The organism is Photorhabdus aballayi, assembly GCF_026153155.1.
Classification (GTDB): domain Bacteria; phylum Pseudomonadota; class Gammaproteobacteria; order Enterobacterales; family Enterobacteriaceae; genus Photorhabdus; species Photorhabdus luminescens.
Genome location: NZ_JAPFCD010000006.1, coordinates 106,213 through 121,255, shown reverse-complemented (window position 1 = coordinate 121,255; position 15,043 = coordinate 106,213). Strand labels below are relative to the sequence as shown.

Here is a 15,043-nt window from a genome sequence, read left to right as displayed (position 1 = left end):
ATCTATTCTTCGCTATTATTAAGAATAAGATTACTTTTTGGAATACAACAGCAAGCTAGAATATGGCCATCGTTTTTAATCGCTGTGGCTTTTAAAGGAGAAACCTCTCCTTTAATTAAAGAAATCTTACAACAGCCACATATTCCTGCCCGACATGAATAAGGTACTTTAATTCCTTGTTGTTCCAATTGTTCTAAAATGATTTGTTGATTATTACCTGTAAAGGTTTTCCCGTTATATTCAATAGTGACAGATTGCTCATTTATTTCTGGTAAATCAATATCTTCAGCTTTTTCGCCACTGCCATATTTACGTGGATCTTTTTTAGCTAATATAGTGACATTATCTCCGATTCTAATAATACCACTTGAGCGGGCAATGAGATTCTGACCAAAATCGACATCGCCATTTTCTGCTGTTCGGAATGATTGCAATGTCGCTAATGGCTCTCCGTTGGGATTTTTAACGCCTTTATCAATGCTGACCGTGGTCAGAATACAGCGGCTACACGGTTTAGGTAAATCAAAAATAACATCGCCAATCTGAATTGATTGCCAATTGTCTTCTGCAAATGCTTCTGCACCGGTAATAACGATATTTGGACGAAATTGCTCTAATTTAATACTGGCCGGGCAACGTTGTTGTAATAAATGAAATGAGGCTTCATTAATTAATAGAAATGGATAACCATCCGCAAATGATAATGGAATGTCAGGGTGTTTTTTTACCCTACGGCTTAATTCATGGCTTAACCAGCGCAATTGCACGGGAATATCAAAGAAACCGCTTAGCCATTGATTAATTGTTTCTGGTGCAATTAGGGCCGTAAAATGGTTGCCCCATACTTCCGTAGGCTGTTGTTCAGGTAGGAAATCACTGTAAAGTACCGTGGCATTTTGTCCGTTGGGCGCGCGTAGATAAATACCGTTATTTAACATAGCTGGAGTAAATAACAACATCTGAGGATATTTACGGGCAGTAATAAAAGTCCCGTCTGTTGTTGTGATCATAAAGTTGCGATCAAATATAAGGCCGCTTTCACTGACTAATGCGTGGGAAAGTTGCAAACCACGCATAGACTTTACCGGGTGGGTATACAGGCGAGACAGAGTGATCATCCGTTAATCTCCATGAAACATTTTTTACACGCGCAACTTTATGACATGTCACCTGGATTAGCTATAATGCGTGACAATTTTCTTTTTGGTGATATGTAACATGAACTCTCTGTTTGCCAGCACGGCGCGTGGATTAGAAGAATTATTGAAGAACGAACTGGAAATGCTGGGGGCGCAATCATGTAAAATTGTGCAAGGCGGAGTTCATTTTCAAGGTGATGACAGAGTGATGTATAAAAGTCTGGTGTGGAGCAGGCTGGCATCACGTATTTTGCTACCGCTAAACGAATTTAATGTTTATAGCGATTTAGATCTCTATCTTGGGGTTCAATCTATTGATTGGAGCCAGATTTTCTCTGTAGACAGTACTTTTTCTGTGCATTTCAGCGGCACAAATGAAGAGATACGGAATACTCAATATGGTGCGCTCAAGGTTAAAGACGCCATTGTCGATAGCTTTATTCGTAAGTTGGATCAGCGTCCCAATGTGGCAAAGCAACAACCGGATGTTCGCATTAATGTTTTTTTGAATAAAGAGAAAGCCAGTGTCGCATTGGATTTGAGTGGTGATGGTTTGCATATCCGAGGTTATCGCGATCTTGCTGGTCAGGCTCCGCTGAAAGAAAATCTGGCGGCTGCGATTATTCTACGTTCAGGCTGGCAGATTGGCACTCCGATGGTCGATCCTATGTGTGGTTCCGGCACATTATTGATCGAAGCCGCAATGATGGCGGCTGATCGTGCGCCAGGTTTACATCGTAACCATTGGGGCTTTACTGCCTGGTTGAAACATGATGAAGCAATTTGGCGCGAGGTAACCACAGAAGCGCAGATCCGCTTTCGCAAAGGTCTTCAGGAGACAACTTCCCGTTTTGTGGGTTCTGATATTGATCGCCGAGTGCTGGATATGGCTCGGTCAAATGCTCGTAGAGCAGGGATTGCACAGTTGATAACTTTCCAGCAAGGCGATGCCAGCCGTCTGGAAAATCCGTTATCAGAAGGCCCTGTCGGAACAGTATTAAGTAATCCGCCTTATGGTGAGCGCTTGGAAAGTGAACCTGCATTGGTTGCGCTGCACAGTTTGTTTGGGCGGATAATGAAAAGCCGTTTCCCTGGCTGGCGTCTGTCTCTATTCAGTGCGTCGCCTGAGTTGCTGAGTTGCTTGCAATTACGGGCTGAACGTGAGTTTAAAGCTAAAAATGGTCCGCTGGATTGCGTACAGAAAAATTATCAGTTGTCAGATAAACCACTCTCATCAGGGGGGAGTGTGGCGGAGGATTATGCCAACCGTCTGCGCAAAAATGAAAAGAAATTAACCAACTGGGCGAAACAGCAAGGGATTAATTGTTATCGTCTGTATGATGCTGATTTGCCAGAATACAATGTGGCTGTTGACCGTTACGCAGATAAAGTGGTGATTCAGGAGTATGCTCCGCCGAAAAGTGTTGATGCTAATAAAGCGCGTCAGCGTTTATTCGATGTTATTAGCGCGACGATGCAAGTTCTTGGGCTTTCATCAAATCAATTAATACTTAAAACTCGTCAGCGTCAGAAAGGTAAAAGCCAGTATGAAAGAATGGCAGAAAAACGGGAATTCTTTCTGGTAAATGAGTATGACGCCAAATTTTGGGTTAATTTAACAGACTATTTGGACACAGGCTTGTTCCTTGATCATCGTATTGCCCGGAAAATGCTAGGTGAAATGAGTGAAGGAAAAGATTTTCTGAACCTGTTTGCTTATACCGGATCAGCGACAGTACATGCTGGATTAGGAGGCGCGCGTTCAACAACAACGGTTGATATGTCTCGCACTTATCTTGAATGGGCTGAGCGGAACTTACAGGCTAATGGATTAACAGGGCGTCAGCATCGGTTGATTCAGGCAGATTGTCTCGCGTGGTTGGCTCGGTCCAGTGAACAGTTTGATTTGATTTTTATTGATCCGCCGACTTTCTCCAATTCTAAACGAATGGAAGATGCATTTGATGTACAACGCGACCATATCATATTGATGAAACAGCTTAAGCGCTTGTTGCGTCGCGGGGGAACGCTGATGTTCTCTAATAATAAACGAGGTTTTAAAATGGATTTTGCTGAGCTGGAAAAAGTTGGCTTGGTGGCGGAAGAGATCACCAATAAAACCCAGTCGCAGGATTTTGCCCGTAACCGTCAGATTCACAACTGCTGGCTATTACGTCATGCTGGTGAGGAAAAATAATTACTATGTCGTTGATTAATTTATCTGGTGCGTGGTTGTCGTTCAGTGATGCGCCATTACTTGATAATGCAGAATTGCATATAGAAGAAAATGAAAGAGTTTGTCTGGTTGGTCGTAATGGTGCTGGAAAGTCGACCTTGTTACGGGTATTAGCGAAAGAGCAGCCGTTGGATGATGGTCAGGTTATTTACGAGCAGGATCTGATTGTTTCCCGTTTACAACAGGACCCTCCCCGTGATGTGGAAGGGACGGTTTTTGATTTTGTTGCCGAAGGTGTTCAGGAACAGGCCGAATATATTAAATCTTTTCATCAGGTTTCCCGTCTGGTGGAGCAAGAACCGAATGAGAAGAACCTCAACCGCTTGGCAGAATTGCAGGAGGTGCTGGATATCCGCGGGCTATGGTCACTGGACAGCCGGATTAATGACGTATTGAAACAGCTCTCTTTACCTGCGGAAGCGAAGCTCTCTTCTCTTTCAGGTGGTTGGTTGCGTAAGGCGGCATTGGGAAGGGCGTTGGTCAGTTCACCAAAAGTCTTGCTTCTTGATGAACCAACTAACCACTTGGATATTGATACGATTGAATGGCTAGAGAACTTCCTGAAAGATTTTCAGGGTAGCCTTGTTTTCATTTCCCATGACCGTTCATTTATTCGCAATATGGCAACCCGTATTGTCGATTTAGATCGCGGTAAGTTAGTGTCGTGGCCAGGTAATTACGATAAGTTTCTTGAAGGCAAAGAAGAAGCATTGCGTGTGGAAGAGATGCAAAATGCTGAATTTGATCGTAAGTTGGCTCAAGAAGAAGTGTGGATTCGTCAGGGAATTAAAGCGCGTCGTACTCGTAATGAAGGGCGCGTCAGAGCATTGAAAGCATTACGCATTGAGCGTTCACAACGCCGTGAAGTAATGGGAACGGCTAAAATACAGATGGAAGAAGCGAGTCGTTCCGGCAAAATTATCTTTGAGCTGGAAAATGTTAACTATCAAATTGGCGAAAGGAAACTGGTCAATAATTTCAGTGCGCAAATTCAGCGTGGGGATAAAATTGCACTGGTGGGACCAAATGGTTGTGGCAAAACAACTTTACTGAAACTGATGTTAGGCGAGCTGCAATCGGATAGTGGCCGTGTTCATTGTGGTACTAAACTAGAAATTGCTTATTTTGATCAGCATCGGATAGCGCTTGATCCGGAAAGAACCGTAATGGATAACTTGGCTGAAGGTAAGCAGGAAGTGATGGTGAATGGTCGTCCTCGTCATGTTCTGGGTTATTTACAGGATTTTCTGTTTCATCCCAAACGGGCAATGACACCGGTTAAAGCGCTTTCTGGTGGTGAAAGGAACCGGTTGTTACTGGCGCGTCTGTTCCTGAAACCCAGTAATCTATTGGTACTTGATGAGCCAACCAACGATCTGGATGTGGAAACATTAGAGTTGCTGGAGGAGCTGGTAGACAATTATACAGGTACTGTATTGTTGGTCAGTCATGATCGTCAATTTGTTGATAACTCCGTGACCGAATGTTGGATTTTCGAAGGTAATGGTGTGATCAATAATTATGTTGGTGGTTATTATGATGCTCAGCAACAGCGCGAACAAACTGTATTGTTGCGCCAGCAGAATGAGAAAAAACCGCAAACGGAAGTTAAAGTAGAAAAGGTTAAGGAGTCGCCGAAAAATTCTCGTAACAAAATGAGTTACCATTTATTGCGAGAATTAGAGCAATTGCCATCATTGCTGGAGAAACTGGAAGAAGAGCTTGAGCAGTTACAATCTCAAGTGAGTGATCCTGAATTTTTTAATCAACCTCATGTAGCAACCCAAAAAATATTGACTGAGCTGTCCGAAAAAGAGCAAGCATTAGAAGCTGCTTTTGATCGCTGGCAGGAACTGGAAACATTGAAAAACAGCCAATAGTTAACATAATGAGCAGAATCATATGGCGAAATTCTTCTGAGTATGATTCTGTGAATATTGCCAATTTCCTTGCAGGAGAAAAACCTTGTGTTCCAGTAACCATCATCATGAAATGGTATTGTGTCCTCAATGTGATTTACTGGTGACATTGCCAGAATGGGTTCAGGGAACGAAGGCAGTTTGTCCTCGTTGTAAGACGACATTAGTCACATGGTGGAAAGAACCTAAACATCAGCCAACAGGTTATGCAGTCAGTGCATTATTTATGCTGTTAATGGCTTGCCTGTTTCCATTTGTCAGCATGAGCGTAGCGGGAATTGGCAGTGAAATTACCTTATCTCAAATCCCTCAGGTGATGTTTAATGAAAATTACGTCAGTGTGGGAACATTCTTTTTGCTCTGTGTTCAACTGGTACCTGCGTTTTGTATGGTAGCGATTATTCTATTGTGCCAAGGTGTTGTTATTTCTCAGAAGGTAAAAGCCTGGTTAGCCAGGGTTTTATTTCAGATGAAAAGCTGGTGTATGGTTGAAATCTTTCTGGCAGGGGTATTGGTCAGCTTTGTTAAGTTAATGGCTTATGGTGATATTGGGTTAGGTCTAAGCTTTTTGCCATATTGTCTGTTCTGCCTTCTCCAGGTGAGAGCATTTCAATGTTTGGATCGCCACTGGTTATGGAATCAGATAGCGCTCGCACCTCAGGTGAATATACCGTTACAGGCAGGAAGATCGGGGTTAGTGCAGGGGGTTCGATTATGTCAGTGTTGTACAGCTATCTTACCGGTAGACCAATTAGTCTGTTCACGTTGTCATACTCGTGGACATGCTCGCCGTCGTAACAGTCTGCAATGGACAATGGCGCTGATAGCGACGGCCTTAATGCTTTATATTCCTGCTAATGTCATGCCAATGATGGTAACGGAATCGTTAGGTAGTCAGAGTGATTCCACTATCATGGCGGGAGTGATACTACTGTGGAGTGTCGGTTCATATCCGGTCGCTTTAGTCATTTTTATTGCCAGTATTATGGTGCCCTCACTGAAAATGTTGGCAATTGGTTGGTTATGTTGGGATGCCAAAGGTCACGGTAAACGGGATTCCGCCCGCATGCATTTTATTTATGAAGTTGTCGAATTTGTTGGCCGTTGGTCAATGATTGATGTATTTGTTATCGCAATATTGTCATCACTGGTGCGTATGGGGAAATTGATGAGTGTCTACCCTGCTATGGGGGCAGTTATTTTTGCTTTAGTTGTGATCCTGACCATGTTCGCGGCAATGACATTTGATCCGCGTTTAATTTGGGATAGAACCAACATTAAACATTCGTTATAAGGCAATGAAGGAGTGTCAAGGTGACGGATAAAGTTGAAGACCAGAGTCAGGCTAAAATCGATAAAATTAAAAGTTGGTCGCCAGTCTGGATTGTGCCGATTGTCACCGTACTTATTGGTGCCTGGATATTGTTTTATCATTTTAACCACCAAGGGCCGGAAGTAACGTTGATTACCTCCAACGCGGAGGGCATTGAAGCCGGAAAAACTAAAATTAAAAGCCGTAGTGTGGATGTCGGCGTAGTTGAGAGGGTCATGCTGAGTGATAATCTTAGTCAAGTTATTATCAAGGCCCGGCTAAATGATGGCATGGAAAACTTATTACGCAGTGATAGCGCTTTTTGGGTAGTGAAACCGCAGATTGGTCGTGATGGAATATCTGGCCTTGGTACTCTTTTGTCCGGGGCTTTTATTGAACTTCAACCGGGAACGAACGGTGATGAAGAAGACAAATTTAATTTGTTGGATTCGCCACCATTGGCTTCACCTGATGCGAAAGGTCTCCGTGTCATCTTGGTCAGTGATAAAGCGGGTCAGCTCAATCCGGGCGATCCGGTGTTATTTCGTGGTTATCGGGTTGGTTCTGTTGAAACCAGCGAGTTTGAACCGAAATCTCATCTGATGAGATATCAGCTATTTATTAATGCGCCTTATGATGGTTTGTTGACAACCAATGTCCGCTTTTGGAAAGAGAGTGGTATTACCCTTGATATGTCTTCTCAAGGAGTACGTGTTGAAATGGCTTCGTTATCAACGCTATTTGGTGGTGGCGTCAGCTTTGATGTACCTAAGGGTTGGGAATTGGGTGAGTCAATTAAAGAAAAAGCCACTTACAAACTTTTTGATAACCAAAGAAGCATTCAAGATTCTTTATATACCAAGCATAAAGATTATCTGTTGCTCTTCTCTGATTCCGTCCGAGGATTACAGCCGGGTGCGCCGGTGGAGTTCCGCGGTATCCGTATGGGAACTGTGGCGAAAGTACCGTTCTATTCCGAGGGAATGAGACAGCGGTTGGATAACGATTTTCGTATTCCAGTACTTATCTCTATTGAGCCGGAGCGCTTTGAGAAGGAGTTAGGGGAAGGGTTTGATGTTGAGAAAGAGCTGAATAGCATAACTAAACATGGTCTGCGAGCATCTCTCAAATCAGGTAATTTGCTGACGGGGGCGCTATTTATTGATTTGGATTTTTATCCGAATGAAAAAGGGTGGGCTGGCCCATATGAAATTGCAGGCTATCCGTTACTGCCAACAATCAGTGGCGGCCTTGCTCAAATTCAACATAAGGTTATTGCAGCGTTAGATAAAATTAATAATATGCCGGTTGAGCCAATGTTTAATCAGGCTATTCGCACTTTGGAAGAGAGTCAGAAAGCGATAAGAAAAGCACAGCGGACCCTCGATGAATTGAATAAGGTGTTGGCAAATCCTGAAACCAAAGATCTGCCAAAAGATATACAGAAAACATTGCAGGAGTTTAACCGCAGTATGCAAGGTTTCCAGCCTGGCTCACCGGCTTATAACAAGATGTTGGATAATATGCAGCGATTAGATCAAGTGTTGAGTGAACTGCGACCTGTTCTGAGGACGTTGAATAATAAGAGCAATGCATTAGTTTTTGAAGCTAAGCCAATTGAAGATCCAGAACCGAAAAAGGCTAAAAAATGATGAAAAGACTGGCATTAATTTTAGTGATTTTTATTTCTGCTTGTAGCAGTCAACCAGAAAAAACTTATTATCAATTGCCGGTAGTCACAATAGCATCACAAAAGAGTGCTACTGTGCAGCATGATCGCCAATTATGGGTGCAACGGGTTATGTTGTCCGATTATCTATCGTCCTCCGGTGTGGTGTATCAAAGTAGTGATGTCAGTTATGTCAGTGCGGCGAATCACTTGTGGGCAAGCCCACTTGAGCAGCAGTTACAGCAAGTGTTGGTAACTGAGTTAACGATGGCGCTGCCTCAGCGTTTAGTTTCCGCTCAACCATTGGTCAATAAACCAGATATTTTGGATGTAACAGTAACCAGTTTTCATGGTCGTTATGATGGTAGGGTGATTTTACAGGGCTACTGGACGTTAACTTGTCAGGGAAGTGAGGGTCGGGTCGTTAAACAGCCCTTTAACATAGAACTAAAACAGGAAGAAGATGGTTATGATGATTTAGTTCGCACATTGGCAACAGGATGGAGTCACTTGTCGCAAGCTATTGCCAGTCAATTAATTTCCCAATCGTAACCTCTCTGCCATTCTCCGAGTGTAAAACCTTTGCGCTCGGAGAAAATCGGTATTATCGGTAGGATAAAAATTTCTCTTTATTATTAATACCTTATTCATTTTTTTGTATTGATATAACAAATATTACATTAATATGAATTTCTTGACTTGATTTTCAAAATTTATAGGGGTATTTCTAAATTGTGGTTGAATAAATGATGACCACTGTTTTCTTTCTACTGATCTAGCTTATGAGGTAAATAAAAGCATGAAGAGACAGAAACGAGATCGTTTAGCACGAGCATTATCGAGAGGGTACCATGCAGGTATTTTGGGGCGTCCAAGGGAGCATTGTCCCTATTATTCATTAGATGCCCGTTCTCATTGGTTAGGAGGGTGGCGTCAGGCTATGGAAGATAGGGCGATGATGGCTTAGTCTGCCAAACTGATGGTATTAGGTTAGGTGAGAAAAAACCTCCATTTCTCAATCAACGTGTATATCCCAAATTTAATCTGACAGTGACTGATTGCTTATACAGATATCTGTCAGATTGAATCCTGCTGGTGGATTTGTAACAGGGTACGTATAGCAATTAATGTGGATGATGTGTTGGTTTCCTATTTTTTGTATTGTTCTTTTTGGGATTTCGTTTGCGAAATTTGATGAGATAGAATTCATGGCCGCCAGCTCATACACCCTATTTAACCTCCAATATGGCTGAATGGCTGATATTGCGGCCATCAAGTAATTTATCTACTAATGCGAAGGATAATGGCAGTAAGCAGGGTTTGATAAACATTTGTGACGTAATTGAACCTTATAGAGAGGGCTATATTCTGCATCCCCCTGGACTGCTATGGCTACATTTTCATGACTTGAATAGGCGGTTTGAAGCATTGATAAAAGTATCGACCCGGCACTATAAGTACATACCCACCGAAATCCTTGGGCGCGAGTAGGAGTGACTATTTTTCCAAGGCAATCGCCATTAGTGTTAGATGCTTGTAGCATCTCAATGGTACCTTCAATCTTATTTAGCGCTATGGCAGTTGGTGTAACAGTTAATGCTACGATTATGAGCAGTATTTTTCTGATGTTCATATAAATTACCCTTGGTTGTGTTTATCAATAATAATCAAAAATATTAAGCTTTATTAATGTTAAACCTGATATCAGTATGCTTTTATGAGCTTATTTGATATGTCAGGTTAATTTGAGCATAGCACAATTTGTCAATTGCATGCTAATTAGCCAGCAATAAATTAAATGCTTATATTGCAAGCCATTCAGATGTGGTTTTATGTTATTCTTAGTCGAGGTAGGTTAGAGTTTGATTTTGAATCTCATACTCTAAGATATAACCGAAATTGTCATTGAAGGACAAAAACAATATCAAATATTTTTTTCAAGAAAATATTTTTTTCAAATAGTATGCTGTTTGCTTGGTGGTGCGCTTTTAGAGAAAAAGGTGAAAAGCAATTAGCTAGTCACCTTCCTTTTCGATATGTTACTGCTTATTGATTAGAAAGCGCTGGTATCTTTAAACAAGCCCACTTTCAAATCCGTTGCTGTATAGATGATTTTACCATCTACTAACACTTCACCGTCAGCCAGCCCCATAATCAATTTACGGTTAATAACGCGTTTAAAGTTGATACGGTAAGTAACTTTTTTCGCTGTTGGTAATACCTGGCCAGTGAACTTAACTTCGCCAACGCCAAGGGCACGGCCTTTGCCTTCACCGCCTAACCAGCCAAGGAAGAACCCAACTAATTGCCACATGGCATCAAGACCAAGGCAGCCGGGCATTACCGGGTCACCAATAAAATGGCAGTCGAAAAACCATAAATCAGGGGTAATATCCAGCTCAGCTTCTACATAGCCTTTATCGTAGGCACCACCGTTTTCTGTCATTTCAATGATGCGATCCATCATTAGCATATTACCAGATGGTAATGGAGGTCCATTTTCGCCAAATAACTCACTACGTCCAGATGCGATGAGATCTTCTTTTGTGTAGGATTTACGTTTATCAACCATAATTATCAGATAGCCTTATATTTAATGTAGGGTAAATAATAGAGTGCACTTGTACGCTGAACAACTCCGATCAGACATCCTGAATTAACCCAGCCAGCGAAGAAACCACGGGAATTTGGGCCGTTCTTGATTATTCGCTTGTGTTATACGTTCTTGTATCATAGCTAACAAGTGTGTTTCTTGTTGATCATAATAAGGGATACCTGTTAATAAAGGCAGCGCTTCAGAAACATGTTTTACTGACCATAAATGAAATTTTTGCGCTTTTACCGCATCTACAACGGTTTGATTAAGACATAAATGATGAACGTTTGCTGCTGGTAGGATAACTCCCTGTTGACCAGTGAGCCCTCTGAGGCGGCATACTTCAAAGAAACCTTCGATTTTTTCGTTAATACCACCGATTGGTTGAACATAACCGAATTGATCTACCGCACCTGTGACAGCCAGTTGTTGATCAATAGGTTGCAGAGAAAGAGAGCTTATCAGTGCGCATAATTCGGCAAGAGAGGCGCTGTCGCCGTCAACTTCACCATAGGACTGTTCAAACACAATGGATGCTGAGAAAGGTTGTGGTTGATCCAATTTTAGCTCGGAAATCAAAAACGCCTGCATAATCATCATGCCTTTCGCATGGATATTGCCACCTAACTCAACTTTTCGTTCAACGTCAATAAATTCCCCGTCTCCTATATGAGCCACGCAAGTGATACGGGATGGTTCTCCCACTGGATCAGGATGGCCGGGATACTCCAGCACAGATAATCCGTTAATTTGGCCAATGACCATTCCTTGGGTACGGATAAGAATCTGGCCTTGATGAATTTCATCTAAACCACGTTCGGGCAGATAGTTGTAACGCCAGCGGCGATTTTCCTCTGCTTGTTTAATTGATTGAGCTGTAATCTGATTTTTTTGCTGATAGAGTGCCGCAGTAGTCAGTTGTCGTTGTAGCCAGAGAATATCCAAAGGCAGGCGGTGTTGATCTTCTACGTGGCGGATTGCTTGTTGTACAAGTTCAGGCCAGGCATTATGATTCAATGGCGGTAATTGCCATTGCTGAATGAGTCCATTGATATAATTGCACCACAGACTTAAATCTTGCTCATTATGAAATGGCATATCCAGCTCAAATTCACCATATAGCGCGCTTTTTGCTAATTCAGGTTCTGTAGCCTGGAATTCGTCAAGGCTTAGATGATCTCCAACCAAGATCAGACGTAGCTTTAACGGCATAGAGGGGATAGGTAATGGTAACGGCTTATTGCCATCTGGAGATAACCACTCAAAGCGTTGTTGAATAATCATCTGTTTCAGGCGAACCCACATTAATGGCTGAGAAAGTAGGGTACGTAACGACAGAATAAGTACACCACCATTTACCTGATGAATCAGACCGGGTTGTAAGTGAATTTCTCCGTTGTGAGAATGGAAGCTGCCAAATAATTGTTCTGCTTCTATCCATTCACGATAAGCGACGCGTAATTCAGGTGTGAAATGGCCTTCTGTTGATGGTTGCCAGCTAATTTTCTGTTGCTGAATGTGATAATTGCCACCAATTTGGGGAAGTTCTTTCGTGAGCAATGGATGGATAGATTCAGCTAACGCTGACAAATAAGTATCACATTCTTCAGCTTTCAGTAGCATAAAAGGCTGGCGGGAATCCATCCGGCAAAAAAGCTGCAAACCACTATGTAGCCGTGATTGAACGGCTTCCATACTGGCAGGAGCCTGTTGGGAAGCAGAATGAAAAAGCGCATCATAAGGAGCGCAATTCGGCAGTAATGCCTGCCAGTCTAGTTTGTTAGTGGTCAAAATGATCGCTATATATTGTAAAGTAGGAAAGTGTCGATTATACAAGATTAAGATATAAACCAACATGGTTGAATGTTTGCTATTGTAGACACTTTATGTAAAACATAATTTGATCAAAAAGCAGATATTAATCTGTTTGGCTATAAGCAATTTACTGAAATAGTTGTTATGCTTATTTTTAGTTACGCTGTCACTGAGAAAGTAAGATGAAATATCAACAACTGGAAAATTTGGAATGTGGCTGGAAGTGGGCTTATCTGATGAAAAAACATCAAGAAGGCGAGCCGATTACTAAATATATTGAAAACAGTGCCGCTCATGCAGCAGTTGGTAAACTCATTGAACTTGAAAGTGAACCGGTAAGAGTACTGAAATGGATTGAGCAGCATATGAATCCTGATTTATTCAACCGGATGAAACAAACTATCCGCGCTCGGCGTAAACGGCATTTTAATGCAGAACATCAGCATACTCGTAAGAAATCCATCGATTTAGACTTTCCCGTATGGCAGCGCTTATCTGCACTTTCTCAGCGGCGGGGCAATACGCTGTCCGAAACTATCATCCAGTTAATTGAAGATGCTGAACGGAAAGAAAAATATGCTAATCAAATGTCCAGCTTGAAACATGACTTGGAAGCTATTCTGGGTAAGAAAGAGTAATTTCAGTTGTTTATAGGTTGGTATCGCAACAAGCGCCTTAATCAGTTTGATATACCCGTCATCTTTCAAGTTGCCTCTTTGTTGGCTGCATCCGCTCACCCGGTCACATAGTTATCTATGCTCCCGGGGATTCGCTCCCTTGCCGTCGCGATGCATCTTGAAATCCATAGGGTATATAAAATTCCACTATTGGTAAAAGAAAACCCCATCTGACAATGGGGCTTTCTGCGCTTTCGATGATTAATTATAACCAAGAAAGGCTATTATTGAGCAGATTGTGCTTGAGTAACAACTTCTTTAATGCCCTGAATCTCGATCTCTACGCGACGATCTGGCGCCAGGCAGTTGATTAGGTTAGGTTTGCGAACCTTATCACAGGTAGAACCGGTGACAGGATTTGCTTTACCGTGGCCTTCTGCGTTGATGCTGCCGGCAGGGATACCTTTAGATATCAGATGATCAACTACGCTTTGCGCGCGTTTTTGAGATAGTTCCTGATTGTAAGCGTCTTTACCGATACGGTCAGTGTAGCCTAAAACCAGTACTTTGCCCTGATTTGGGTCGATGTTTGCTAACTCAGTATAGAGTTTATCCAAAGTACGCTTACCTTCGGCTTTCAGCTCAGAACTTGCAAATTCGAACAACACGTCAGAACGCAGGGTAAAACGTTTATTTTCAACAACGGGTGCTGGCGCTGGAGTTGGAGCAACAACCGGAGCCGGAGCAACAACTGGCGCTGCTGCTTCATCTTGGCCGAAACGGTAAGAAACACCTACGCTTAACAGACCGTTATCAGGACGTGCGCCTACTGAACTTGCATCACCGACATTGTTAACCCACTGGTAGTCCAGACGAGTAGCCCAGTCTTTAGTTATCGCATACTCAACACCGATGGCTGCCAGTGGAGAAACACCGGTGTCATGATTTTTCAGATGAGTATTGGTTGCGCCGTAATTTGCTTTGGAATCTGCCCGCCAAACCATACCACCTAGGCGAGTATAGACATCCAAGTCATCCATAATTGGATAGCTCAGTTTGGTTGCCAATTGGAAACCGTGGGCTTTGAAGGCACCATTATTGACGCTGCCTTTGTAAGACATGCGACCTAACCAGTCATAACCTATTTCAAAACCTAGGTATGGATTGGCTTGATAACCTAAAAAAGCACCCGCACCCAATTGGTTTTTGTGAGTAGGGCCATTACCGATTGCACTGGTATAACCGTTGCCGTAGAAGTTTACGTCATGGTATTGGGACCAACCCAACTTACCACCGGTATACCAAGTGTTGTCTTTTGGAGCTGCTTGCGTTGCAGTTGTGAAAGCGGCCACTGCCACTGCTATCGCGATAGCTGTCTTTTTCATTTTAACGCCTCGTTATTATCATCACCCAATAGGCAATTGGCTTTGGGAGCCTTTTTACTGACTGCCTATCCCATTAGGCTTTCATTTGCCATTCTTTGTAATAAAAGCGAGCACTGAATTGTGCTCAAATTCTCCGGTACCATTATTGTGTGTACGCTTTGAATTTTGCGCGCTTCCATGTTCACTATTCACCCATAAGAATGACCTGCACTAATTTAGCATCTTTTAATATCTACTAAGATAGGCTGTTGAGCCATATTGATTAAAAACTCAGTTAGGAATACTGCACTTTCATAAAACGAGTGGACCAAACAATACAAGGGTACATAAGTGCAGTAACCTTTAATGGTGTAAA

11 protein-coding genes are annotated in these 15,043 nt (G+C 42.4%); 7 read left to right on the top strand and 4 right to left on the bottom strand.

Features of this window, described 5'->3' with window-relative positions:
* Positions 1–2 precede the first annotated feature (2 nt).
* The gene (locus OO184_RS05410; protein WP_265378301.1) at positions 3–1,118 is read right to left on the bottom strand and encodes a YcbX family protein; all 1,116 of its coding nucleotides are present in this window, start codon (positions 1,116–1,118) and stop codon (positions 3–5) included.
* A 100-nt stretch (positions 1,119–1,218) separates the two neighbouring features.
* Between OO184_RS05410 and rlmKL the strand changes: the two genes are divergently transcribed.
* From rlmKL to rmf, 6 genes are all read left to right on the top strand, one after another.
* On the top strand, positions 1,219–3,336 hold the full coding sequence (rlmKL, locus tag OO184_RS05405) for a bifunctional 23S rRNA (guanine(2069)-N(7))-methyltransferase RlmK/23S rRNA (guanine(2445)-N(2))-methyltransferase RlmL (protein ID WP_265378300.1): 2,118 nt from the start codon (positions 1,219–1,221) through the stop codon (positions 3,334–3,336).
* 5 nt (positions 3,337–3,341) lie between these two features.
* Positions 3,342–5,255: an ABC transporter ATP-binding protein gene (locus OO184_RS05400; RefSeq protein WP_265378299.1), complete on the top strand. Its 1,914-nt coding sequence runs from the start codon at positions 3,342–3,344 to the stop codon at positions 5,253–5,255.
* Positions 5,256–5,340: 85 nt separating this feature from the next.
* Positions 5,341–6,588, top strand: coding sequence for a membrane integrity-associated transporter subunit PqiA (pqiA, locus tag OO184_RS05395; RefSeq protein WP_265378298.1), 1,248 nt, complete (start codon positions 5,341–5,343; stop codon positions 6,586–6,588).
* 20 nt (positions 6,589–6,608) lie between these two features.
* Entirely contained in the window at positions 6,609–8,258 is a 1,650-nt protein-coding gene (pqiB, locus tag OO184_RS05390) for an intermembrane transport protein PqiB (protein WP_265378297.1), read from the top strand.
* A complete protein-coding gene (gene pqiC, locus OO184_RS05385) occupies positions 8,255–8,827 on the top strand; it encodes a membrane integrity-associated transporter subunit PqiC (protein ID WP_265378296.1) in 573 nt (190 codons plus the stop codon). Before pqiB ends, pqiC begins: the two co-directional genes overlap by 4 nt.
* A gap of 247 nt (positions 8,828–9,074) precedes the next feature.
* Entirely contained in the window at positions 9,075–9,242 is a 168-nt protein-coding gene (rmf, locus tag OO184_RS05380; protein WP_011146047.1) for a ribosome modulation factor, read from the top strand.
* A 1,086-nt stretch (positions 9,243–10,328) separates the two neighbouring features.
* On the opposite strand, the gene fabA is transcribed toward rmf, so the two are convergent.
* Positions 10,329–10,847 (bottom strand): bifunctional 3-hydroxydecanoyl-ACP dehydratase/trans-2-decenoyl-ACP isomerase, encoded by a 519-nt coding sequence (fabA, locus tag OO184_RS05375; protein ID WP_265378295.1) that lies wholly within the window; start codon positions 10,845–10,847, stop codon positions 10,329–10,331.
* A gap of 84 nt (positions 10,848–10,931) precedes the next feature.
* Positions 10,932–12,662 (bottom strand): AAA family ATPase, encoded by a 1,731-nt coding sequence (locus OO184_RS05370; RefSeq protein ID WP_265378294.1) that lies wholly within the window; start codon positions 12,660–12,662, stop codon positions 10,932–10,934.
* Between the two features lie 206 nt (positions 12,663–12,868).
* Between OO184_RS05370 and matP the strand changes: the two genes are divergently transcribed.
* Positions 12,869–13,324: a macrodomain Ter protein MatP gene (matP, locus tag OO184_RS05365; protein WP_265378293.1), complete on the top strand. Its 456-nt coding sequence runs from the start codon at positions 12,869–12,871 to the stop codon at positions 13,322–13,324.
* Between the two features lie 263 nt (positions 13,325–13,587).
* Here the strand turns inward: matP and ompA are convergent, their stop codons facing one another.
* Entirely contained in the window at positions 13,588–14,688 is a 1,101-nt protein-coding gene (gene ompA / locus OO184_RS05360; RefSeq protein WP_265378292.1) for a porin OmpA, read from the bottom strand.
* Positions 14,689–15,043: the final 355 nt, after the last annotated feature.